Origin of the sequence: Stenotrophomonas sp. MH181796 (assembly GCF_009659995.1) — a bacterium.
Classification (GTDB): Bacteria; Pseudomonadota; Gammaproteobacteria; order Xanthomonadales; family Xanthomonadaceae; genus Stenotrophomonas; species Stenotrophomonas riyadhensis.
This window is the reverse complement of the sequence record NZ_RAHU01000001.1, coordinates 742236-765337: the sequence shown is the minus strand read 5'-3', so window position 1 is coordinate 765337 and position 23102 is coordinate 742236. Positions and strand designations below refer to the sequence as shown.

Sequence of the window (23102 nt, the reverse complement as noted above, 5' to 3'; positions counted from 1 at the left end):
GCAACCCCATGAACCGGAGGCGGCATCACGCCGCCCCCGGTGTCCTGTCTCAGTACGCGATCCAGGCGTCGCGCCAGGCGAAACCGGTGCCCGGACGATAGGCATCGGCATTGATGTTGCACCAGGCGCCTTCCGGGAACGGGCGGCAGGCATACAGCTTGCCGTCGGTGCCCTTCACCACGGTCTCGCCCGGCGTGTAGCTGCCGAGGCCGGCCGGGTAGACGAAGTCGAAGTCGCCGCCCGGCGGATCGACCGGATCGATCGGGCCCGGACCCGGTACCTGGGTTTCCAGCTGGAAGCGGTTGCCCGGCTTCAGGTACACGCGGTTGTCGGTGGCCGAGGCGACCGGCGTGATCACGCCGTTCTTCATCACACCCACGCGCGCATGCTGTGCACTGGCATTGACCTTGCGGGCCAGGGCCAGCGGCCACTGCGTCGGACTGGTCTGGCCAGCGGCCAGCTGGGTTTCCACACGCTCCAGGTCGTTGCCGTTGGCATTGAACACGCGCAGGGTCACGGTGCTGTCCACGTCCAGTGCGCCGTTGGCGGTCACCGCGCCGGCATCCTGCCACTGCGGCGGCGGAACCACGCCACCGCCACCTTCGAAGCGCACGTCCATGCAGGTGTAGAACGCCTCCTGCGAATCCGAGCGCTGCCAGGTGTTGTAGATGATGTGCTGGCCACTGCGCTTGGGCAGCGGGCAGTCCAGCTTGTAGACACCGCCTTCGGACAGCGGCACGTTGCCCAGGGTGCAGAATTCCTGCAGGTCGGCCCAGCGCAGCGGGCTGCCCGGTTGCCAGCCGTCACGGGTGACATAGAACTTCCACTCGCGGGTGGCGTGCGGTGCCGGTGCCTTGAACTCGAAGGTGTAGCGGCCACGCGAATCGGCGCGCACCGGCGTGGTCGGCCAGTCGCTGCGATTCAGATCGAGGCCGCGGTACTTGGGGATGCTGGCGCTGCACAGTTCGCCATCACGCACCAGGTCGCGGTGGTTGCCATTGGCGTTGCCGTGGGCGATTGCACTCCAGTCATAGAACGGCTGCGCGCCGCCGATGGCCTTGGCCGCGGCACAGGCCGGGTTGGTCGGGTTTTCCGGATTGCCTTCGTGGCACTGCTTCACGCGGCTGAGCGGCTTGGACATGGTGCCGTGGGCGAGGGCGCTGCCGGACAGGGCCAGGCAGGCAACGACGGACAGAGCGAGGACTGCCCGGTGGGACAGGTGCATGCAGGAACTCCTTTGCGAAGTGTGGGAAACCTCGCGCAGTCTTCACATGCAGGGCCGTCGGCAACATCGGACAAGTTTGAAATCGATGAAGGCCGTGATCGATCTGCAACACGGTGCTCACTGTGCCGCCATCCGGGCGAAAGGCGGTGCACAGTGCACCGCCTCCCGCATCACTGCCTCAGTACGCGATCCACGCATCACGCCAAGCCGCGCCGGCACCCGGCCGATAGGCTTCGGCGTTGACGTTGCACCATGCACCTTCCGGGAACGGGCGGCAGGCATACAGCTTGCCGTCGCCGCCCTTCACCACGGTCTGGCCCGGCACGTAGCTGCCGATACCGGCGGGATACACGTGGTCGAAATCACCGCCCGGTGATGGCGTGCCGGGGTCGGGCACCTGGGTATCGAGCTGGAAGCGGTTGCCATCCTTCAGGTACACGCGGTTGGCGGTGGCCGAGGCCGTCGGTGTGATCACGCCGTTGTTGAGCACGCCCACGCGTGCGTGCTGGGCGCTGGCATTGACCTTGCGGGCCAGCGCCAACGGCCACTGTGCGGCCGCGGTCTGGCCACTGGCGAGGGTCTCTTCCACGCGTTCGACATCATTGCCGTTGGCGTTGAACACGCGCAACGCCAGGGTGGTGCCGACCGGTAGCTCGCCGCGCGCGGTGACCGGGCCGGCATCCTGCCACTGCGCTGCGGGCGGGGTGCTGCCACCGCCTCCTTCAAAGCGCACGTCCATGCAGGTGTAGAACGCCTCGGTCGAATCCGAGCGCTGCCAGGTGTTGTAGATCACATGCTGGCCGCTGCGCTGTGGCAGCGTGCATTGCAGCTTGTAGGTGCCATCGGCCGACAGCGGCGTGTTGCCCAGCGTGCAGAACTCCTGCAGGTCGGCCCAGCGCAGCGGGCTGCCCGGTTGCCAGCCGTCGCGGGTGACGAAGAAGCGCCAGTCGCGCGTGGCGTGCGGTGCGGTCGCCTTGAACACGAAGGTGAACTTGCCGTTGGCGTCTGGCTGGATCGGTGTGGTCTGCCAGTCGCTGCGGTTTACATCCAGCCCGCGGAAGGTCGGGTTGTTGCCGCTGCACAGCTTGCCGTCGGGCACCACGGCCTGGTGGTTGCCGTTGGCATTGGCCTGGTTGATGCCATTCCAGTCGTAGAACGCCTGCGAACCGCCCACCGCTTTCGCGGCGGCGCAGGCCGGGTTGGTCGGGTTCTCCGGATTGCCCTGGAAACAGGCATAGACGCGGCTGACCGGCGTGGTCATGGTGCCGTGGGCGAACGCGTTGCCGGCCAGGCACAAGCCCGCAGCAGCGAACGAGGTGGCCAGCAACAGCGGTGTGGATCGGAATGACATGGCGCATCCTTGTGGTCGTCGAAAGGGAACGGTGACCGCAGGAGCTGCGCTGCACGGCGGACTTTCGGCGGCACCACGGCGAGTATCGAGTCGCGATGCAAGGGGCGGAACCACCGAAGCGCCGATCCGTGACTGGGGGTGTGAAGCCCTTCCCGCAGGCTTCACGTGGGGCTGAACGGATGCGTTGGCGGTCACGGGATCGGCGTGGCATCGATCACGTCGTGGAGATCATGCTACGTCGGCGCCATACCCACTCGATCTGCCTGGCACGAGAAGCAGCCGTGGGCCGCGTTGTGCAGCTGCACGAAGGCCACGGCAGGGTCGGCAAACAGCGTGTCCAGCCGGGCAGCAACATCAGTGCCCGCGCTGATCTCTGCGGCCAGCATCAATGCAGCCTGGTCATAGGCGCGCAACGAGATCGTACGGCGCTGTACATAGGCGGGTACCTCACCCGGCGGCAGCACGCAGCGCGTTACGCCACGCTGCACGAAGATCGGACCCGAGGCGTGATAGGGCGAGTGCAGGGGCAGGTGCACATGGGACAACAGCAGCAGCTCGCTGCCGCTGGGTGGGTCGCTCAGGCTGATCCGGCAGGGATGGCCGCCATTTTCGCCGGCCCAGCGACGCTGGATGCCCAGCGCGGCGAGTTCGCGCTCGCTTTTCTCGAACAGGTGCTGGAAGGGGCGATGGTCCAGGCCACCGAGGTACCACGCATGCATGAGCGTCTCCTTTGGTTTCCGCGGAGTCTGCGTGGGCATCGGCGGCGATGCTCGCCGTTTTCCGACCTCGCATCACGCCGGGCCGGACAGCGCCATGGCGACTGCACCACAAGGCGCTAAGATGCGCGCGCCGCCCCGGCCGACGAGCGCCGCATGTCCCTGGATTTCCCCACCATCACCGTGCTTGGCTTCCTGCTCTGCATCGGCATCGCCGTGGGGTTCTCGCTGCTGCTGGTCGTGCTGCGCGGGCAACCGGTGCTGCGCCAGTGGACCATCAGCCTGTGGCTGCTGACCCTGGGCGTGACCCTGCTGGCACTGCGGCCCTATCTGCCGCTGGCCCCGGCCGTGCTGGCCGGCAACGCGGCGATGGCCGGTTGTGGCCTGATGATGCTGCGCGGGGTGGCACTGCACCTGGAGCAGCCGCTGCCGCTGTGGCGGCCGCTGCTGATCGCGGCGGCGTTCATGGCCTGCATCTTCGCGTTCCTGGTGCTCTGGCCGAACCTGCACCTGCGCCTGCAGGTATTCAGTGTGTTCGCGCTGATCGTCGATGGCTGGATCGCCTGGTTGCTGCTGCGCCATGCGCCGGTGCAGCAGCGCACCAGCTGCCGGTTGGCGGCGTCGGTGTTCCTGGCCGAAGCCGCGCTGTATGCCGTGCGCCTGTTGCTGCCGGTGGCACCGGATGCAGGCGAGGACATCATGCGCACCGGATCGCCGATGTTCGCCACCTACATCGCCGGGGTAATGCTGGAACTGGCGCGATGTTTCGCGATGGTGCTGCTGCTGGTCGAGCGCATGCTGGTCGATCTGCGGCATGCCGCGCGCACCGATGGCCTGACCGGCCTGCTCAACCGCAGCGCGGTGCTGGCCGATGGCCAGGTGCAGTTGCAGCGGTCGCGCCGGCAGGGCCGTCCGCTGGCCCTGCTGCTGGTCGATGTCGACCACTTCAAGCGGATCAATGATCGCTGGGGCCACCTGGCCGGTGACCAGGTGCTGCGTCACTTCGCTTCGGTGCTGCAGCAAAGCACCCAGGGACGGACCCATCTGCTGGGCCGCTATGGGGGCGAGGAGTTCGTGCTGGTCCTGGCCGGCAGTACGTCGAGCGACGCGGTGGCGCTGGCAGCGCTGATCCGCACCCGTCTGCAGCGACATCCCGCCCTTCTGGACACGGGGCCTGTGCTCGTCACGGCCAGTGTTGGCCTGGCCATGGACGAGGGCCAGGGTGACCTGTCGACGCTGCTGGCGGCTGCCGATGCAGCACTCTACCGGGCCAAGGCCGAGGGCCGTGACCGCTTGGCCTGTGCCGTGCCGGCGACGATTTCGCCTTTGCCCATCGCCGCCGGCGCCGTGCCCGTGTAAGTTGGGTCACATCTTCCGCGGCAGCCCGTCGTGGTCGACAGGAACGTCCTCCAGGGGAAACGAGCACGATGCAAAGACACCACCTCGCGCTGGCCGGGATGCTGGCCAGCCTGATGCTTGCCGGGTGCAGCCAGTCACCGCCACCCGGCGCCGAAAGCGCCAACGATGCGCCCAGCCGCCGTTTCGGCACGATCGACTTCCAGCCCTGCACGCTGTCCACCGAAGGCGCCAGCGCCAACGTGGAAGCGCAGTGCGCCACCCTGCAGGTGCCGGAGGACCGGGCCCAGCCAGATGGCCGCAGGATCGACCTGCGCATCGCCTGGCTGGAGTCGGGCAACAGCGGTTCCAGCCAGCCCGACCCGGTGTTCTTCCTGGCCGGTGGCCCGGGCCAGGCCGCCAGCGAGGTGGCGGTCATCGTCGATACCGCGCTGCGCCAGGTACGCAAGCAGCGTGACGTGTTCCTGATCGACCAGCGCGGCACCGGCGGCTCCAACCCGCTCAGCTGCCTCGGCGCGGACGGCAAGGACCTGCAGATGGACGAGGACGCCGCTCCCACCGAGGCGTCGCTGCGCGACTACGCGCAGCGCTGCGCGGCCTCGCTGCAGGGGCGTGCCGATGCACGCTTCTACACGACCACCGAAGCCATCGCCGACCTGGATGCGGTACGCCAGGCCTTGGGCGTGGACCGGATCAACCTGGTCGGCGGGTCCTACGGTACCCGCGTGGCCCAGCGCTACGCCGGCGCCTATCCGCAGCACACCCGCAGCATCGTCATCGACGGCGTGGTGCCGAACGAACTGGTGGTCGGTGGTGACTTCGCCACGACGTTCGAGGATGCGATCGCCCTGCAGTCGGCGCAGTGCCGCAAGGATGCCAGATGCAGCAAGCGTTTCCCGACCGATACCCGCGCGCAGGTGCGCAGCGTGGTGGAGACCCTGCGCCGTGCGCCGGTCTCGGTCGAGTACCGCGACCCCGGCACCTACGATATCCGGAAAGACGTACTGACCCCGGACAGCGTGGTCGGCCTGGCGTTCGCGTTTTCCTACGTGCCGCAGTATTCCTCGCTGCTGCCGCTGGTCCTCGATGAGGCCGCACAGGGCCGCTATGCACCGTTGGCATCGCTGGCACGCGGCGCGAACCGCAGCATGGATTTCCAGATCAACCGCGGCATGCAGTGGTCGGTGATCTGCAGCGAGGATGCACCGCGCTACCACGCGCCGGCCGAGGATCCCGAGCGCCTGTTCGGCAACGAAGTCGCCAGCGCCTTCTTCGCCGCCTGCCCGGTGTGGCCGCATCGAGCGGCAGCGGCGGCCGCTGCAGTGCCGTTGCGCAGTGACGTGCCGGCGCTGCTGCTGTCCGGTGAACTGGACCCAGTGACACCGCCGCGCTACGCCGAGCAGGTCCTCAAGGGCCTGCCGAATGGCCGGGCACTGGTCGCCCGTGGCCAGGGCCACGGCACGCTGACCGCCGGCTGCATGCCGCGCCTGCTCGGCCAGTTCATCGACAAGATCGATGCCAAGGCGCTGGATGCCGGCTGCCTGGACACGCTGAGCTACGTGCCGGCGTTCACCTCGTTCAATGGATGGGAACCATGATCGTCGCCGACAACCTGCACAAGGCCTTCGACACCCGTACCGGCCGTATCCAGGCGGTGTCCAACGTCGGCTTCCGCGCCGAGGACGGCCGCATCACCGGCCTGCTGGGCCCCAATGGTGCCGGCAAGACCACCACCATGCGCATGCTGTACACGCTGATGACCCCTGACCAGGGCAGCATCAGCGTCGACGGGGTCGATGCCGCACGCAACCCTGTAGAAGTACGCCGCCACCTGGGCGTGCTGCCCGACGCGCGCGGTGTCTACAAGCGCCTGACCGCACGCGAGAACATCACCTACTTCGGCGAACTGCATGGCCTGACAGCCGAGCGCATCCGCGAACGCATCGAGGTGCTGTCGCACGCGCTGGACATGGGCGACATCCTCGACCGCCAGACCGATGGTTTCTCGCAGGGCCAGCGCACCAAGACCGCCATCGCCCGCGCGCTGGTGCACGACCCGCGCAACGTGATTCTCGACGAACCGACCAACGGCCTGGACGTGATGACCACGCGCGCACTGCGCCGCTTCCTGCTGGGCCTGCGCGAAGAGGGCCGCTGCGTGATCCTGTCCAGCCACATCATGCAGGAGGTGGCCGCGCTGTGCGACCACATCGTGATCATCGCCAAGGGCACGGTGATGGCCGCCGGCAGCGCCGATGAACTGCGTGCGCAAGCCGGCGAATCCAACCTGGAAGACGCGTTCGTGAAACTGATCGGCAGCGAAGAGGGCCTGCACGCATGAGCATGATGTCGACCCTGATGACGGTGATGCGCAAGGAGCTGCGCGATCTTTCCCGTGATCGACGTACGCTGCTGCTGACCCTGCTGTTCGGTCCGCTGTTGTACCCGGTGCTGCTGCTGGGCATGGGCAAACTGGCCGAGAGCCGGGTACGCACCCAGATCGAACAGCCGCTGCAGATTCCGACCATCGGTGCGGAGAACGCCCCCAACCTGGTGCGCTTCCTCGCCGCACAGGGGCTGAATACCGCGCCGGCACCGAAGGACCTGCCCGACGCCATCCGCAGCCAGGAGATCGACGTGGCGCTGCGCATCAGCGAGGACTTCGGCAAGGACTGGGCCGATGGCAAGCCGGCGCTGGTGGAGGTGATCAAGGACAGTACCCGCCGTGCCGCTGAAGTGCCCAGTGCGCGTCTGGAGGCGGCGCTGGCGACCTACAACGGCCAAGTGGGCGCGCTGCGATTGATGGCGCGTGGCATCGACGCGCAGGTGGCGCGGCCGCTGGACGTGGCACGCCAGGACCTGGCCAGTGCCGAAGCCAAGCGCGGCATGATCCTGTCGATGCTGCTGCCGGTGCTGCTCACGCTGACCTCGTTCATCGGCGGCGCCTATCTGGTGATGGATGCCACCGCCGGCGAGCGCGAGCGGCAGTCACTGGAACCGCTGCTGGCCACGCCCGGCTCGCGCAGCGCGATCGTCAGCGGCAAGATCGCGGCTGCCTGCGTGGTCGGGTTCGTATCGCTGCTGCTGACCCTGGTGGCGTTCAAGGTGAGCGCACAGATCGCGCCCGGCAACATCGGCCGCCAGTTCAACATGAACGTCGCCTCGATGCTGCAGATGCTGCTGGTGATGCTGCCGATGCTGATGATCGGCACCTCGCTGCTGACCTTCCTGTCGGCGGCGGCCAAGAGCATGAAGGAAGCGCAGAGCCACATGACCTGGCTGATGCTGCTGCCGATGATGCCCGGCTACGCGCTGGTGGCCTATCCGCTGAAGAGCGAGCTGTGGCAGTACGCCGTGCCGTTCCTGTCGCAGAACCAGATGCTGTTGAAGGTGATCCGCCACGAGACCATCACGCCGTCGGTCTGGGCCATCTATCTCGGTGCCAGCCTCGGCCTGGCCGCACTGCTGTGGTTCGCCGCCGTGCGCCGTTACCACAACGAGCGTCTGGCGATCTCCGGCTGACCGCCACTGGTAGCGCCGGGCCATGCCCGGCGGATTTGAAACGAGGCCCGGTCATTCCGGGCCTCGTTGTTTTCAGGATTGCGTTGCCTGCCAAGCGGCGAAGCGTTGGGCGATCACCGGTGCCAATCGATCAAAGTTTTCCCAGGTATCGGCGACGTGGTACAGCGACGGGACCTCGGCCCCCAGCTGTTCCTCATAGTCTTCGAGATACTGGCCATTTTCGAGGTCGTAGTACGCAGCAGTGAACGCGTTGGCTTCATCACTGATCAGGTCATCGACGAATTTGCCGTCGCTGCATTGAAGCAGGAGCAGGCCTGGCGTCGTACTACGTTCCCGCAGCGCCTGCAGGTCTTCTTCTGCGTCCTCGGCGAGCTCTTCGCTTGCCATGCCCTGTAACAGCAGCCATGCCAGGTACATGCCGATGTGAGTGGCACCGGCCTCAGCCGGAAGATCCGAAGGGAAGTCACCCCCGGAATGCCAGCTGGCGTCGTCGTACTTCATCGGTTCTCCTCCTGAGTTTGGAAAGTAGCTTAGGTCGCGAGGGTAGACAGCGGGAGCGTTGAATGCGTCATCCGCCGGCATACCGCGCAGGCGTCACCCTCATCTCGCGCTTGAACACGGCGATGAAGGCACTGGGTGTGTCGTAGCCCATCGACAGCGCGACGCTGATCACCGGCTCGCCGGACAGCAGGCGTGGCAGCGCCAGCAACACCCGCAGGCGTTGCCGCCACTGACTCAGCGTCATCTGGGTCTCGGCCAGCCAGTGGCGGGCGAGACTGCGGCTGGACAAACCGGTGCGGGTGGCCCAGTCCTCGATGCTGCGGTTGTCGTGCGGTGCGCGCGCCAGCGCGGCCGCGATCCGCCGCAGGCGTCGGTCGCGCGGTTGTGGCAGGGCAAGTGGCAACGGCGTGCTGGCGCCGATCTCATCGGCGATCACTCCTGCCAGCCGCGTCTGTGCGGCATCCAGTGCAGCGTGTGGCCATTGCAGTGCGCGCATGACGCTCGCCTGCAGCAACGCATCGGCCTGGAAGATGCGAGGGGTCGCTGGCAGATCGGCACAGGCGGGCGCACTGAAGTACAGGCTCCAGCCATCGAACGCACTGGTGCTGGCCAGTGCATGGGGCAGCAAGGGTGGAATCCAGGCGACATGCCCCGCCGGCAGCAGCCAGTGCAGATCGCCCACTTCGATCCGCAGCAGGCCCTGGTGTGCACCCAGCAGCTGGCCACGGGCGTGCTGATGACGGGCTGTCCGTCGCGGACGGCGCAGGCGTAGCTGGGCTGCCAGCAGCGCCGGTCCGTCGCTGGCATTGGCCAGTGCCGGGTCGATCAATACGATGGATGTCTGATCTGCCATACAGGTTGGCAGTTATACGGCAGAACCGCCATTGCGGGGCATCCACACTGGAGCCCTCATTCAATCGAGCAGCCCCCATGCAGCCACAGGACATTCTTCCGGACCATCAGAACGAGGTGCAGGTAAATGGCCTCACCGTGCGCAAGGGCAGCGTCGGTGCCTTCCTGGCCAGCGTCCGTGACTGGCAGGATCCCGCCAGCGATGATGCCACCCGCGCCACCGCCGAAGCCGACCTGCGTGCGCTGCTGCCGGGCCTGCACGCACTGGGCCTGTTTCGGGTGCTGGCCGCGCGTGATCCTGCGCTGCAGGATCTGATCGAGGGTGCAGCCTGAAACGGACAAGGCCCGGACGGACCGGGCCTTGGCGTCATGGCGTGGGCGGAAACGACTTAATCCCCTCCGTCCCCTTTTTGCGGTCAGCCGCCGCCGGGAGCGAACACCAGCGTGCGGCGGGTGGTGACCGGTGCGCTGATCGGCTCGAAGCGCCAGCGCTTGACCGCGTTCATCGCTTCGCGATCGAAGATGCGTGACGGTGTCGCGCGCAGCACGCGGGCGTTGACTACCGAGCCGTCAGTGCCGACGGTGATTTCCACCAGCACTTCGCCGGAGGTGCCGGCACGCAGCGCTTCGGCCGGATAACGCGGCGCCGGCGTGCTGACCGGTCGCAGGGTCGGCGCGGCGGTGGCGGCAGCCTGGCGCGCGGCGCTGGCCTGCTGCGCGGCGGCCTGCTGCTGCTTCTGCTCGGCCTCGCGGCGGGCAGCGGCCTGGCGCTCGGCTTCCTGACGCTCGTTGTCGCGGCGCGCGGCGTCCTGTTGCGCGGCAATCTGCTTGGCCGCATCGGCCTCCTTGGCACGCTGTTCGGCCAGGCGCTGCTGCTCGGTCTGCTGCTTGCTGCGGTCCTCGGCGTCCTTCTTCGCCTTCTCTGCCTCTGCTTCGGTGCGCTTGGCGGCGTTCTGCACGCCCTTGGCCAGGCCTTCCTTCAGGCGCGGCAGGGCCGGCGCGGACGCATCCACCTTCTCGATCAGCGCCACCAGGCGCTGCGCTTCGGTGTAGTCCTCGCGGCCCAGGTGCTGTTCGGCGGCGATCAGGGTGTAGGGCAGCAGGTCGGTCAGCGCGCTCTTCACCGAGGCGTCGTCCGGGGTCTTGTCGCGCAGGGCGAGGTAGTACTCGATGGCGTTGTCGCCGGCCGGCGCGTACATGCGGTTCTCGCGCAGCGCCTGGCTGGCCGATTCACGCAGCTGCTCGGTGCCCATCGACTGCACCTTGGCGGCGACCACCGGTGCGGCCGGTGCGGCGGCGGGTGCACTGGCAGGTGCGGGTGCCGGGGTTTCTTCCTTGCCCGAGCAGGCGGCCAGTGCCAGTGCCAGGGCAACCGGCAGCCACCGGCGCGCGGCGGTGATCGTTGAGACGTGCGACATCCTGCTCCCCTCTAGAAGACGACGTGACGTAAATCATTGATATGCATGGCCGGGACCAGCGGTCCGGGCACGGAACGATGACGTTTCCCGACGCCATCGCCGGCAACGGCGAGGGTGCAATCTAGCATCCCGGCCACCGCCGCGCGCAAGGGGCGGTGGCCGGGACGCGCAGCGGTGGTCATGCCGCCGCCGGCGACGAGATCAGTGTTCGTGCGCCTTGTCGTGCGACTTGCTGTGGCTGTTGGACATCAGCTTGTCGGTCCAGGCGATGCCGATCGCCGACAGGATGAACACGCAGTGGATGATGGTCTGCCACAGCACGCCATCCGGAGTGAAGGTCGAGCAGGTCTGCTCGCCGATGTTGGCTGCGGCCGATGCCATTCGTTCAGGCGGGCACAGCGGGATGCCGTTCAGTGCACCGCTGGCGATGAAGGTCTTCAGCAGGTGGATCGAGGAGATGCCGATGATCGCCATCGCCAGCTTCACTTTCAGAACGCTGGCGTTGACGTGGCTCAGCCATTCCGGCTGGTCCGGGTGGCCTTCCAGGCGCAGGCGCGAGACGAAGGTTTCGTAGCCGCCGACGATCACCATCACCAGCAGGTTGGAGATCATCACCACGTCGATCAGGCCGAGCACGATCAGCATGATCTGCTGTTCGCCCATAGTGGCCGAATGCGAGATCAGGTGCCACAGTTCCTTGCCGAACAGGAACACGTAGACGCACTGGGCAACGATCAAACCCAGGTACAGCGGCAGCTGCAGCCAGCGCGAGGCGAAGATCAGGGTGGACAGGGGGGAGAGCGGCGGTCGGTTTGCACTCATGCGGGGGATGCTGCGTTGCGGGGGAGTGGCGAGGTTACTGGCCCGCCATGACGGTGCCAACCCAACTCTCGCACTAGACTTCAGGTTCCTTTCCGCACCCCGAGCCGCCGCCATGATCGACCTGTATTACTGGCCCACCCCGAACGGTCACAAAGTGACCCTGCTGCTGGAAGAAGCCGGCCTGGAGTACCGCATCCACCCGGTCAACATCGGTTCGGGCGACCAGTTCAAGCCGGAATTCCTTGCGATCTCGCCCAACAACAAGATGCCGGCCATCGTCGACCAGGCCCCGGCCGATGGCGGTGCTCCGCAGAGCGTGTTCGAGTCCGGTGCGATCCTGCTGTACCTGGCCGAGAAGACCGGCCAGTTCCTGCCCCGCGACCCGCGCGGCCGCGTCACCACCCTGGAGTGGCTGTTCTGGCAGATGGCCGGCCTGGGTCCGATGAGCGGCCAGATGGGCCACTTCAATGTGTATGCGCCGGAGAAGATCCCGTATGCGATCGAGCGCTATGACAACGAAGTGCGCCGCCTGCACGGGGTGATGGACAAGCGCCTGGCCCAGCACGCCTTCCTGGCCGGGGACGAGTACACCATCGCCGACATGGCCAGCTACCCGTGGATCGGCGCCTACGACAAGCTGCCGGTGGATTTCGCCGCCTTCCCGAACCTCAAGCGCTGGCATGAAGCGATCGCCGCACGCCCGGCCACCCAGCGCGCCTATGCCCTGCGCCAGCAGGTGAACCCCAACGCCGGCAAGCCGCTCAGCGACGAAGAGCGCAAGCACCTGTTCGGCCAGCGTTGACCCGCCGCGGGGTCGGATCCCTTTGCAGCGCAAAGGGCTCTGACCCCAGCACCGCGGCATGGGCAGAAGGTCATGCTGCCTTCCCGCACGGGCTTGGTTAGGATGGGGGACGACCGCTCCGCGTCCATCGCGGGGGCGGACCTGCCGTTTGCCGGGATCCTCCATGCGCCACCTGTTCGCTTCGCTCGCCCTCATGCTCGCCACCAGTACCGCCGCCCACGCTGAAAAGCTGACCCTGGAAGCCATCACCGGCCCGCTGCCGCTGTCCGGCCCGACCCTGATGAAACCGAAGGTCGCCCCCGATGGTTCGCAGGTCAGCTTCCTGCGCGGCAAGGACAGCGACCGCAACCAGCTGGACCTGTGGACCTACGACATCGGCAGCGGCCAGACCCGTCTGCTGGTGGATTCGAAGGTGGTGCTGCCCGGCACCGAGACCCTCAGCGATGAGGAAAAGGCCCGCCGCGAACGCCAGCGCATCGCTGCGATGACCGGCATCGTCGATTACCAGTGGTCGCCGGACGCGCAGCGCCTGCTGTTCCCGTTGGGCGGCGAGCTGTACCTGTACGACCTCAAGCAGCAGGGCCAGGCCGCAGTGCGCCAGCTGACCCACGGCGAGGGCTTCGCTACCGACGCCAAGCTGTCGCCCAAGGGCGGTTTCGTCAGCTTCATCCGTGGCCGCAACCTGTGGGTGATCGACCTGGCCAGCGGCAAGCAGTTGCAGCTCACCCGCGACGGCAGCACCACCATCGGCAACGGCGTGGCCGAGTTCGTCGCCGACGAGGAAATGGACCGCCACACCGGTTACTGGTGGGCGCCGGATGATTCGGCCATCGCTTTCGCGCGCATCGATGAAGCACCGGTGCCGGTGCAGAAGCGCTACGAGGTCTACGCCGACCGCACCGACGTGATCGAGCAGCGTTACCCGGCCGCCGGCGACGCCAACGTGCGCGTGCAGCTGGGCGTGATCGCACCGGCCGCCGATGCGCAGCCGCGCTGGGTCGACCTCGGCAAGGAACAGGACATCTATCTGGCCCGCGTCGACTGGCGCGATGCCCAGCACCTGAGCTTCCAGCGCCAGTCGCGTGACCAGAAGCAGCTGGACCTGGTGGAAGTGGCACTCGACTCCAACCGCCAGCGCGTGCTCGCGCACGAAACCAGCCCGACCTGGGTGCCGCTGCACAACAGCCTGCGTTTCCTCGACGACGGCAGCGTGCTGTGGTCGTCCGAGCGCACCGGTTTCCAGCACCTGTACCGCATCGACAGCAAGGGCAAGGCCACCGCGTTGACCCACGGCAACTGGCCGGTGGACGAGCTGCTGGCGGTCGATGAAAAGGCCGGCAAGGCCTACTTCCGTGCCGGCATCGAGACCTCGCGCGAAAGCCAGATCTACGCGGTGTCGCTGCAGGGCGGTGAGCCGCAGCGGCTGTCCAAGGCTCCGGGCATGCACAGCGCCAGCTTCGCCCGCAATGCCAGCGTCTATGTGGACAGCTGGTCCAACAGCACCACGCCGCCGCAGATCGAACTGTTCCGCGCCAATGGCGAGAAGATCGCCACCCTGCTCGAGAACGACCTGGCCGATCCCAAGCATCCGTATGCGCGTTACCGCGATGCGCAGCGCCCGATCGAGTTCGGTACGCTGACCGCCGCCGACGGCAAGACCCCGCTCAACTACAGCCTGATCAAGCCGGCCGGCTTCGATCCGTCCAAGCGCTACCCGGTGGCGGTGTACGTCTACGGTGGCCCGGCCAGCCAGACCGTTACCGACAGCTGGCCCGGCCGTGGCGACCACCTGTTCAACCAGTACCTGGCCCAGCAGGGCTACGTGGTGTTCTCGCTGGACAACCGTGGCACCCCGCGACGTGGCCGTGACTTCGGTGGCGCGTTGTATGGCAAGCAGGGCACGGTGGAAGTGACCGACCAGCTGCGTGGCGTGACCTGGCTGAAGCAGCAACCGTGGGTGGACCCGGCGCGCATCGGCGTGCAGGGCTGGTCCAACGGCGGCTACATGACCCTGATGCTGCTGGCCAAGGCCTCGAACCAGTACGCCTGCGGCGTGGCCGGTGCGCCGGTGACCGATTGGGGCCTGTACGACAGTCATTACACCGAGCGCTACATGGATCTGCCGGCGCGCAACGAAGCGGGTTACCGCGAAGCGCGCGTGCTGACCCATATCGACGGCCTGCGTTCGCCGCTGCTGCTGATCCACGGCATGGCCGACGACAACGTCTTGTTCACCAATTCGACCAGCCTGATGAGCGCGTTGCAGAAGCGTGCACAGCCGTTCGAGCTGATGACCTACCCGGGTGCCAAGCATGGCCTGTCCGGCGCCGATGCCCTGCATCGCTACCGCGTGGCCGAAGCCTTCCTGGGACGCTGCCTGAAACCTTGATCCACAGCCGGGAAGGAGCCCGCCGATGACCCTGCCACCGCCGATTCCTGCCCATGGCCAGAGGCCTGCCAGCTGGTGGTGCCGACACTGGCGCTGGGCAATGCCGTTGACCGTGGTGCTGGTGCTGGGCGCGGTGGGGGGCGTGGTGACCTGGAGCGTGCTGCGCTGGAGCGAGGCGGCACGCGAGAGCCCGCCGATGCGCGAAGCGATGCGTCGCGCGGGATGCAGCATCGAACTGGTGGAAGCCTTCGGCGAGCCGCTGCGCACCGAATCGATGCCGCTGGGCAGCATGCAGACCGCGATCAACGGCCAGCGTGATGTTGGCCTGACCGTGGCCCTGGAAGGACCCCACGCGCACGGCCGGCTGTTCGTGAAGGGCACCCGCAGCGATGACGTGTGGGATTACCCGGTGATGTACGTGCTGGCCGAGGACAAGCAGACCTTCGACCTGACCGCATTGGATGACGACGAGGCGGCACAGGAATGCGAACTGCAGGCCTGCCGTGATCGCGGCGAATGCCCGATGACCGCGGCGTTGTGACCTCCGGCCGATTGTCGCCACCGCGCTGAGCGCGTAGGGTGCGGGCAACCCTTTGCTGGAGTGTCCCATGAAGCCGATCGCGTTGGCCGTTGCCCTGGCCCTGACTGCCGCCCCGCTGCTGTCTGCGCCGCCGGCGCTGGCGGCACCCGCTGCCAAGGCCGCGACTCCCGCCAGCCCGGCCTGGGTCGCCCGCAGTAATGCGCTGGCGCAGATCCTGCTGGATGCGCAGGGCCCGTTCCAGCCGGAGGAAACCGGCTTCTTCGGCGTGCCTGGCTATGACGAAAAGGTCGCCGATCTCGGCCCCGACAACGGCAAGCGCTACCGTGCCGCGATGGCCAAGGCCCGCGACGAGCTGAAGGCGAAGCTGGCCACCGAACAGGATCCCAATGTCCGCCAGGACCTGGAGATCATGATCCACGCCGCCAACCAGAACATCGAAGGCAGCGAGCTCAACGAGAAGTACCTGCTGCCATGGAGTGACGCGCCGCAGACCGTGTTCAGCGGCCTCAACCTGCTGCTGTCCGACCAAGTGCCAGCCGAGCGCCGGGCCAAGGCGATCGAACGCCTCAAGGCCTATGCCGGCCTGCAGCCGGGCGGCACCGCGTTCACCACGCTGGCCCGCCAGCGCTACGAAGAGCGATTGAAGGACAGCAGTCTGCTGCAGCCGACCAAGATCGAAGTGCAGCAGTCGCTGGACAACGTCGAGACCTACATCACCGGCATCGAGTCGCTGCTGAAGAAGTACCAGATCGCCGGTGCCGATGAGGCGATGAAGACACTGGCCGGGCAGATGAAGGACTACGCCGCCTGGACGCGCACGACCGTGCTGCCGAAGGCACGTGCCGACGCACGTCTGCCGGCGCCGCTGTACGCCTACCAGCTCAAGCAGGTAGGCATCGACATCGACCCGAAGCTGTTGATGCAGCGCGCGCAGCTGGAATTCATGGAAACCCGCTCGGCGATGCAGCAGCTGGCGCCGCTGGTGGTGAAGGACAAGGGCCTGAAGGTGGCCGACCCGAGCGACCCGGTGGCGGTGATCCGCGCGCTGAAGGCCGACAAGATCGCCGACGATCATCTGGAAGGCCACTACCGCAAGGTGATCGATGCGATCGACCCGTTGATCCGCGAGCACGCCATCGTCGACGTGCCCAAGCGCGCGATGCAGATGCGCCTGGGCTCGGCCGCCGAGAGTGCTGCGAGCCCGGCGCCGCATTTCCTGCCGGCGCCGCTGGTCAACAACACCGGGCAGCAGGGCACGTTCGTGCTGCCGCTGGGCAACCCGGCCGCGGGCCCGGGTGCGCAGTACGACGACTTCAACTTCGGTGCGGCGGCGTGGACGCTGAGCGCGCATGAGGGCCGCCCGGGTCACGAGCTGCAGTTCACCGCCATGGTCGAGCGCGGCGTGTCGCTGGCACGCACCATGTTCGCGTTCAATTCGGTGAACGTGGAGGGCTGGGCGCTGTATGCCGAAGCCGAGATGGTGCCGTACGAGCCGCTGGACGGGCAGATGATCGCCCTGCAGTTCCGCCTGCTGCGCGCCGCACGCGCGATGCTGGACCCGATGCTCAACCTTGGCCTGACCGACCGTGCCAACGGCGAGCGCGTGCTGATGGAGCAGGTCGGCCTGTCCAAGGCGATGGCCACCCAGGAACTGGACCGCTACATGGTGCGCATGCCGGGCCAGGCCGGCAGCTATTTCTACGGCTACACCCGCATCCTCGAACTGCGCATGCAGACCGAGCTGGCACTGGGCGCGAAGTTCGACCGCCTGGCGTTCAACAACTTCTTGCTCGACCAGGGCCTGCTGCCGCCGGACCAGCTGGCCGATGCGGTGAACAAGGTGTTCGTGCCGAAGTACAAGCGCTGAGCATCAGCGGGTAGTGCCGGCCGCTGGCCGGCATTCCCCTTGGGCAGAGTTGCCGGCCAGCGGCCGGCACTACCCGCGGTGACGCTGCCGCGTCACCGCTGCGGCTGCGGTGTGATCACCTGTGTCGGCAACCGCGCCGGCGGTGCCGGATTCGGCACCCAGATTGCGACGCCGGCGGCGCGCTTCTGCGTGGTCGGAATGCCGATGCCGACGCCACCGCCCACATGCGAGCCAAACGTGCCGGCGCCGACCGACATGCCCACCGGCGAACCACTGCTGCCCACGCCCATCAGTACCACGCCATTGGCGCCGAGCGCGGCGGCCTCACGCTTCAGGCGTGCCACGGCGGCGTCGGTCTGGCCCTGGGTGCCGAAGCCCACGGCCGAAGCCGATTCCAGCTGCGCGATTTCCTGGGAACCGGCCGGCGGCGTCGAATAGATCTGCACCAGCGCCGGATCGATCGGTGCGCGGGCGCGGCCCAGCATCACCTTGGAGGTACTGGCACAGCCAGCGGCGACCAGCAGGATGGCCGCCAACGCGGCCCAACGGATATTCATGGCACGACCCCTGTAGGACTGGTTGCGATCATCGGCGGGCCACTCTGAATCGGCGCCAACACCCGGGCCAGGGCACGCACGACAGCACGCTAGCACGGGGCGGGTGACAGCCCCGCCAATGGCAGTAGGCGGCGGCAGCGGGAACGTCTATGGTTGGGGCAGGAACCAACTGCGGGAGAGCGGCATGGGTGTGATCAGTCTGTTGTGGGGCGTACTGGCGCTGTTGTGGATGATCCTGGCGCTGATTCCACTGCTCGGCTGGGGCAACTGGTTCCTGATCCCGTTCGCTGCGGTGGGCGCGGTGATCGCCGCGCTGGGCATCCTGTTCACCCATCCGAGCAAGCGTGGCCGGGCCTGGGCCGGGCTGGTGCTGAACGGCATCGTGGTGGTGGTCGGCATCCTGCGCCTTGGCCTGGGTGGCGGCGTGATCTGAGCCCGCACCCGGGTGCGACAGGGCGTCGCAGGCGCACGGTCCATGGCCGGGCAGGGGCGTACAATGAATGGCTGCGCGAGCCCCCCGCGTGCCTGTGAATCCGCGCCCGGCGCGGCAGCCCCATGATCATCCGACCCCGTCCCCACGGCTGGCAACTGCTCTACATCCTGCGCGGCTCGATCGTCAAAGCGATCGCGCCCAAGGTGCTGGCCATCCTGATCCTGTCCATTGCGGTGGCCGCCGTGGTGGAACTGGCGCCACCGACCGGCATCGAGCGTGTCTCGGTCACGCCGTTCACCCTGCTTGGCCTGGTGCTGTCGATCTTCCTCAGCTTCCGCAACAGCGCTTGCTATGACCGCTGGTGGGAAGGCCGCAAGCTGTGGGGTCAGCTGGTCTACGAATCGCGCTCGCTGGCCCGCCAGGTCAACCTGCTGCTGGCCGATGACGCGGGCCGCCGTCGCCGCATCGCCTACCTCACCACCGCCTTCGCCCATGCCCTGGCCGGTCGCCTGCGCGGGCGCATCGTCGCGCTGATGGCCCTGCCGTGGCTGGACAAGCGCCAGCGCGAACAACTCGGCCAGCGCGAGAACGTGCCGGACGCGCTGTTGTCGATGGTCGCCGCCGAGCTGGCCCAGGCCCTGCGTGCCGGTGACCTCGACCCGATCCTCTACGCCCAGCTGGAGGACCGTCTGCACGCGATGTCGTCGATCCAGGCGGGCTGCGAGCGCATCCTCACCACGCCGCTGCCGTTCGCCTACACCCTGCTGCTGCACCGCTGCGCGTGGATGTTCTGCGTGCTGCTGCCATTCGGCCTGGCCAGTTCGCTGGGCTGGGGTACGCCGGTGCTGTCGGCGGTGCTGGCCTATGCCTTCTTCGGCCTGGACCAGCTGGGCGAAGAAATGGAAGACCCGTTCGGCCTGGAGCCGAACGACCTGCCGCTGGACGCGCTGGTGCGCACCATCGAGATCGACCAGCTCGACGCGCTCGGCGAACGCCCCTTGCCCGAACCCCTGCTGCCGCAGGGCTACCTGTTGCAATAGCCACTCCTCGGAGCCTGCCATGTCCCACCCGCTTTACCGTCCGCGCCGCATGCGCCATGACGAGTTCTCGCGCCGCCTGATGCGCGAGAACACGCTGACCACCGACGACCTGATCTACCCGGTGTTCGTGCACGAGCTTGCCGGCCGCACCGCGGTACCCTCGATGCCGGGCGTGGAGCGGCTGTCGATCGAAGAACTGCTGAAGGTGGCCGAAGAGGCGCTGGAGCTGGGCATTCCGGTGATCGACCTGTTCCCGGTGATCGACCCCTCGCTGAAGTCGCTGGATGCATCGGCGGCATGGGCCGAAGACGGGCTGGCGCAGCGTGCGATCCGCGCGCTGAAGTCGCGATTCCCGGAACTGGGGGTGATGACCGACGTGGCGCTGGACCCGTACACCACCCACGGCCAGGACGGCATCATCGACGACAAGGGCTATGTGCTCAACGACGTCACCGTCGAAGCGCTGGTCAAGCAGTCTGTCTCGCATGCCGAAGCGGGCGTGGACATCGTCTCGCCGTCGGACATGATGGACGGCCGCATCGGCGCGATCCGCCGTGCGCTGGATGCCGACAACCACATCAACGTGCGCATCATGGCCTACTCGGCCAAGTACGCCTCGGCGTTCTACGGTCCGTTCCGTGATGCGGTGGGCAGCGCCGCCAGCCTCGGCAAGGCCGACAAGAAGACCTACCAGATGGACCCTGCCAACGGCGACGAGGCCCTGCGCGAGATCGCGCTGGACCTGGAAGAGGGCGCCGACATGGTGATGGTCAAGCCGGGCATGCCGTACCTGGACCTGGTGCGCCGGGTGAAGGAGACATTCGGCGTGCCGACCTTCGCCTATCAGGTGAGTGGCGAGTACGCGATGATGAAGGCTGCTTTCGCCAACGGCTGGCTGGACGAGCGCGCCTGCGTGCTGGAGTCGCTGCTGGGCTTCAAGCGGGCCGGCGCCGACGGCGTGCTGACCTATTTCGCGCCGCAGGTGGCGCGATGGCTGCGCGAGCGCTGACAATAGCGCCAGGATAGACGGAGGAATACGCGATGGGCCCCGAACTGGGATGGATGCAATGGCTGATCTGGGGCATCGGTACGCTGGTGTTCGGCGCCATCATCGTCGGTGTCTTCATCGCGGCCTGGCGGGCCGGCAAGCGCCCGCCGGAGCAGCTCTCCGCCGCCCGCCATGTCGCCCGTGAGCAGGCCCTGCCGGACAGCGTGCAGGCCGAACTGGCCGCGCTGAACCAGCGCAAGGACAATGGCCAGCTGAGCGAGGTGGAGTACGAGCAGTTGCGCGCCAAGGTGTTGTCGCGCTGACGGGTGGGTGCCAACCTTGGTTGGCACTTTCCCGCATGCCAACCAAGGTTGGCATCTACCAAACGATCATCCACGCATGGCGTGGATCTACGGGTGGCCGCCAACCCCGGTTGGCGTTTGCCGTTACCGAGCGGCAGGCAGGCACCCCGCAACCGCCGCCACCTTCGGCACCGCCAACCGGTACACGTCCACGCCACCGGCACGCGGCGCCTTCGCCGCACTGCTGGCAACCATCATCTCGCCCGGCTTGGCGTTGTCGATCACCGGCGCGCCGGTCCAGCCGCCGGTCTGGTTGAACGACAACCCCAACGGCTGCAGCGCCGCGCCGGTCCACGCACAGCCGCTGCTCCATACCTGCGCGGTCGTGCCGCTGCCGCGGCTGAACACCACGGCGCCGTCATGGCCCAGCCAGTCGCCATCGGTCTCGTCGTCGGCGCTGTTCAACGCGCTCAGTGCGGTGGCCGGACCACGCAGGCCCTGGGCATCCAGTGTCGACACGAACAGGTCCCAGCCGGCGCCACGGCCCTGCTGGCGGGCAAACAACAGCTGCCTGCCATCCGCGCTCAGGGCCGGCCCGCGCTCTTCCCGGCGGCCCGCGTCGCCGGCCAGCGGCTGCGCCGGGCCCAGCTGGCCGTCGGCGGCCAACGCGGCGCGGTACAGCGCCAGCTTGCCGTCGGGGCCGGCCGCGAACAGCAGCCAGCGGCCATCGCGGCTGAAGTAGGGATCACGGGCCTCACCGGCCACGCCTACCGGCAAGGCCTGCGCCTGCTGCCAGCGGCCGTCCACCAAGCGCGCCTCCCACAGGCCCCAACCGGCCTCGCCACGGCGGGCGAAAACGATGCGCTGGCCATCGGCGCTGATCGTGGCGCGGCCCTCGTCGGCGCGGGTCGAGACCACGCCCATGCCTTCGATGCCGTACTCGTTCAACGCCATCGCCACGGGGGCAGAGAGTAGACTGGCGGCAAGCACCAGCAGGGGCGGGGTGATGCGCATCATCCGGATCCGTGCACGAAAGAGCATCAGTCTAGCCAGCTTGAGGATTCCATGACCGACCGTTACGCCGTCTTCGGACACCCCGTTGCCCACTCGAAGTCGCCGCAGATCCACGCGACGTTCGGTCGCCAGGAAGGCATCGCAGTGGATTACCGCGCGATCGACCTGGCCCCGGATGCGTTCCTGGCCGGCCTGGAGGCCTTCGCCGCCGAGGGCGGTGTCGGTGCCAACGTCACCCTGCCGCACAAGGAATCCGCGTTCTCGGTGTGCACCACGCTGACCGCACGGGCGCGTCGCGCCGGCTCGGTCAACACGCTGCTGCGCAAGGGCGACCGCTGGCATGGTGACACCACCGATGGCATCGGCCTGGTGCGCGACCTGACCGATCGCCACGGCCTGGACCTGCGCGGCCGCCGCATGCTGCTGATCGGCGCCGGCGGTTCGGCGCGCAGCGTCGCCCCGGCGCTGCTTGATGCCGGCATCACCGAGCTGGTGGTGGTCAACCGCACGTCGGAACGAGCCGATGAGCTGATCGACGCGATGGGCGAACCGGGCCGCGCGATCAGCCGCTACTGGGAAGACCTGCGCGACCTCGGCGACTTCGAACTGATCGTCAATGCCACCTCGGCCGGGCGCGACCGCGCCGTTGAGTTCAAGCTGCCGCTGTCGCTGGTCAACTCGATGACCACCGCCGTCGACCTGAACTACGGCGAGGCCGCCATCGCCTTCCTGGCCTGGGCCCGTGCGGCGCAGTGCCGCAATACCGTGGACGGCCTGGGCATGCTGGTCGAGCAGGCGGCCGAGAGCTTCCTGCAGTGGCACGGTGTGCGCCCGCAGACCGACGAGGTCTACCAGTCGCTGCGCCAGGGCTCGGCGGTACTGGCCGGCGAGGACTGACCGATGGACAGCACAACCCTGCTGGTAACCGTGCTGAGCATGGTCGGCGTACGCCTGCCGGTGCTGATCGCGCTGTGCGTGGGCCTGGTCTGGGTGGTCGGGGCACCGCGCGACGCCACCCGTACCGGCGCCCTGGTCGGCCTGCTGCTGTTGCTGCTGACCAGCCTCGGTGGAATGGCGGCGGGCATCCTGCCGATGTGGATGGTCCGCAGTGGTGATTTCAGTGCCGTGTCGAGCCTGAGCGCCATCCTCGGCGTGCTGCATTTCGCGCTGGCGATGATCGAGGCCATCGGTGTGGTCCTGCTGGTCTGGGCCCTCGTGCGCCTGCTGCGATTGCGCGGCAACGCAGCGCAATGACACGCCGGTGACGGCCTCGGGCCGTCACCTGTCCTGCCTGGTGTGTTCATCCAGCCACCGGGCGTCGCCGCTGCCCCGTTCAGGCAGCCAGCGGCGGCGGAGGTGGCCGGCCATGCGACAATGACCGGCCTGATCCAGCCACGGTAGTTCCC

At 67.6% G+C, this 23102-nt stretch carries 24 protein-coding genes; 15 read left to right on the top strand and 9 right to left on the bottom strand.

All coding sequences use genetic code 11. The annotated features are described in order from the left end of the window. Window positions 1–49: 49 nt before the first annotated feature. The 3 genes from D5301_RS03500 to D5301_RS03490 form a co-directional block, all read right to left on the bottom strand. Window positions 50–1225, bottom strand: a complete 1176-nt coding sequence (locus D5301_RS03500; protein ID WP_153854790.1) for a lytic polysaccharide monooxygenase — start codon at window positions 1223–1225, stop codon at window positions 50–52. 178 nt (window positions 1226–1403) lie between these two features. Next, window positions 1404–2576, bottom strand: coding sequence for a lytic polysaccharide monooxygenase (locus D5301_RS03495; RefSeq protein ID WP_153854789.1), 1173 nt, complete (start codon window positions 2574–2576; stop codon window positions 1404–1406). A 233-nt stretch (window positions 2577–2809) separates the two neighbouring features. Continuing rightward, entirely contained in the window at window positions 2810–3295 is a 486-nt protein-coding gene (locus tag D5301_RS03490; RefSeq protein WP_153854788.1) for a DUF1203 domain-containing protein, read from the bottom strand. Window positions 3296–3448: 153 nt separating this feature from the next. Between D5301_RS03490 and D5301_RS03485 the strand changes: the two genes are divergently transcribed. The 4 genes from D5301_RS03485 (at window position 3449) to D5301_RS03470 (ending at window position 8170) form a co-directional block, all read left to right on the top strand. After that, complete coding sequence (locus D5301_RS03485; protein ID WP_153854787.1) at window positions 3449–4651, top strand: GGDEF domain-containing protein; 1203 nt, start codon at window positions 3449–3451, stop codon at window positions 4649–4651. Window positions 4652–4719: 68 nt separating this feature from the next. Further along, window positions 4720–6246 (top strand): alpha/beta fold hydrolase, encoded by a 1527-nt coding sequence (locus tag D5301_RS03480; protein WP_153854786.1) that lies wholly within the window; start codon window positions 4720–4722, stop codon window positions 6244–6246. After that, window positions 6243–6989: an ATP-binding cassette domain-containing protein gene (locus D5301_RS03475; RefSeq protein ID WP_153854785.1), complete on the top strand. Its 747-nt coding sequence runs from the start codon at window positions 6243–6245 to the stop codon at window positions 6987–6989. The genes D5301_RS03480 and D5301_RS03475 overlap by 4 nt, the downstream gene beginning before the upstream one ends. Next, complete coding sequence (locus tag D5301_RS03470; RefSeq protein ID WP_153854784.1) at window positions 6986–8170, top strand: ABC transporter permease; 1185 nt, start codon at window positions 6986–6988, stop codon at window positions 8168–8170. Before D5301_RS03475 ends, D5301_RS03470 begins: the two co-directional genes overlap by 4 nt. A 72-nt stretch (window positions 8171–8242) precedes the next feature. On the opposite strand, the gene D5301_RS03465 is transcribed toward D5301_RS03470, so the two are convergent. Further along, window positions 8243–8671 (bottom strand): hypothetical protein, encoded by a 429-nt coding sequence (locus tag D5301_RS03465; protein ID WP_032129133.1) that lies wholly within the window; start codon window positions 8669–8671, stop codon window positions 8243–8245. Window positions 8672–8738: 67 nt separating this feature from the next. Then, window positions 8739–9524: a helix-turn-helix transcriptional regulator gene (locus D5301_RS03460; RefSeq protein WP_153854783.1), complete on the bottom strand. Its 786-nt coding sequence runs from the start codon at window positions 9522–9524 to the stop codon at window positions 8739–8741. Window positions 9525–9601: 77 nt separating this feature from the next. Between D5301_RS03460 and D5301_RS03455 the strand changes: the two genes are divergently transcribed. Then, window positions 9602–9856 (top strand): hypothetical protein, encoded by a 255-nt coding sequence (locus D5301_RS03455; protein ID WP_153854782.1) that lies wholly within the window; start codon window positions 9602–9604, stop codon window positions 9854–9856. 83 nt (window positions 9857–9939) lie between these two features. Here D5301_RS03455 and D5301_RS03450 read toward each other — a convergent pair whose 3' ends face one another. Together D5301_RS03450 and D5301_RS03445 are read right to left on the bottom strand one after the other, a co-directional pair. Then, window positions 9940–10941, bottom strand: coding sequence for an energy transducer TonB (locus tag D5301_RS03450; RefSeq protein WP_153854781.1), 1002 nt, complete (start codon window positions 10939–10941; stop codon window positions 9940–9942). A gap of 201 nt (window positions 10942–11142) precedes the next feature. After that, window positions 11143–11763 (bottom strand): TIGR00645 family protein, encoded by a 621-nt coding sequence (locus tag D5301_RS03445; RefSeq protein WP_110714074.1) that lies wholly within the window; start codon window positions 11761–11763, stop codon window positions 11143–11145. A gap of 112 nt (window positions 11764–11875) precedes the next feature. Between D5301_RS03445 and D5301_RS03440 the strand changes: the two genes are divergently transcribed. The 4 genes from D5301_RS03440 (at window position 11876) to D5301_RS03425 (ending at window position 17362) form a co-directional block, all read left to right on the top strand. Then, window positions 11876–12565 carry a glutathione binding-like protein gene (locus D5301_RS03440; protein ID WP_153854780.1) on the top strand — a complete coding sequence of 230 codons (690 nt, stop codon included), beginning with the start codon at window positions 11876–11878 and terminating at the stop codon, window positions 12563–12565. Window positions 12566–12728: 163 nt separating this feature from the next. Then, complete coding sequence (locus D5301_RS03435; RefSeq protein ID WP_153854779.1) at window positions 12729–14954, top strand: S9 family peptidase; 2226 nt, start codon at window positions 12729–12731, stop codon at window positions 14952–14954. Window positions 14955–14979: 25 nt separating this feature from the next. Then, complete coding sequence (locus tag D5301_RS03430) at window positions 14980–15495, top strand: cytochrome c oxidase assembly factor Coa1 family protein (RefSeq protein ID WP_153854778.1); 516 nt, start codon at window positions 14980–14982, stop codon at window positions 15493–15495. Window positions 15496–15562: 67 nt separating this feature from the next. Beyond that, on the top strand, window positions 15563–17362 hold the full coding sequence (locus tag D5301_RS03425; protein WP_153854777.1) for a DUF885 domain-containing protein: 1800 nt from the start codon (window positions 15563–15565) through the stop codon (window positions 17360–17362). Between the two features lie 92 nt (window positions 17363–17454). Here the strand turns inward: D5301_RS03425 and D5301_RS03420 are convergent, their stop codons facing one another. Further along, the gene (locus D5301_RS03420) at window positions 17455–17919 is read right to left on the bottom strand and encodes a hypothetical protein (protein WP_014038879.1); all 465 of its coding nucleotides are present in this window, start codon (window positions 17917–17919) and stop codon (window positions 17455–17457) included. Window positions 17920–18103: 184 nt separating this feature from the next. On the opposite strand from D5301_RS03420, the gene D5301_RS03415 reads away from it, so the two are divergent. The 4 genes from D5301_RS03415 (at window position 18104) to D5301_RS03400 (ending at window position 20703) form a co-directional block, all read left to right on the top strand. Next, the gene (locus D5301_RS03415) at window positions 18104–18352 is read left to right on the top strand and encodes a hypothetical protein (RefSeq protein ID WP_006475755.1); all 249 of its coding nucleotides are present in this window, start codon (window positions 18104–18106) and stop codon (window positions 18350–18352) included. A 122-nt stretch (window positions 18353–18474) separates the two neighbouring features. Further along, window positions 18475–19392 (top strand): bestrophin family ion channel, encoded by a 918-nt coding sequence (locus tag D5301_RS03410; protein ID WP_153854776.1) that lies wholly within the window; start codon window positions 18475–18477, stop codon window positions 19390–19392. Window positions 19393–19411: 19 nt separating this feature from the next. Further along, entirely contained in the window at window positions 19412–20401 is a 990-nt protein-coding gene (hemB, locus tag D5301_RS03405) for a porphobilinogen synthase (protein ID WP_153854775.1), read from the top strand. A 32-nt stretch (window positions 20402–20433) separates the two neighbouring features. After that, window positions 20434–20703, top strand: a complete 270-nt coding sequence (locus D5301_RS03400) for an SHOCT domain-containing protein (protein ID WP_049424121.1) — start codon at window positions 20434–20436, stop codon at window positions 20701–20703. A 123-nt stretch (window positions 20704–20826) separates the two neighbouring features. Here the strand turns inward: D5301_RS03400 and D5301_RS03395 are convergent, their stop codons facing one another. Further along, a complete protein-coding gene (locus tag D5301_RS03395) occupies window positions 20827–21699 on the bottom strand; it encodes a PD40 domain-containing protein (RefSeq protein ID WP_153854774.1) in 873 nt (290 codons plus the stop codon). A 48-nt stretch (window positions 21700–21747) separates the two neighbouring features. Between D5301_RS03395 and aroE the strand changes: the two genes are divergently transcribed. Beyond that, a complete protein-coding gene (aroE, locus tag D5301_RS03390) occupies window positions 21748–22593 on the top strand; it encodes a shikimate dehydrogenase (RefSeq protein WP_153854773.1) in 846 nt (281 codons plus the stop codon). A 3-nt stretch (window positions 22594–22596) separates the two neighbouring features. Then, window positions 22597–22950 (top strand): hypothetical protein, encoded by a 354-nt coding sequence (locus D5301_RS03385; protein WP_110714067.1) that lies wholly within the window; start codon window positions 22597–22599, stop codon window positions 22948–22950. Window positions 22951–23102 lie beyond the last annotated feature (152 nt).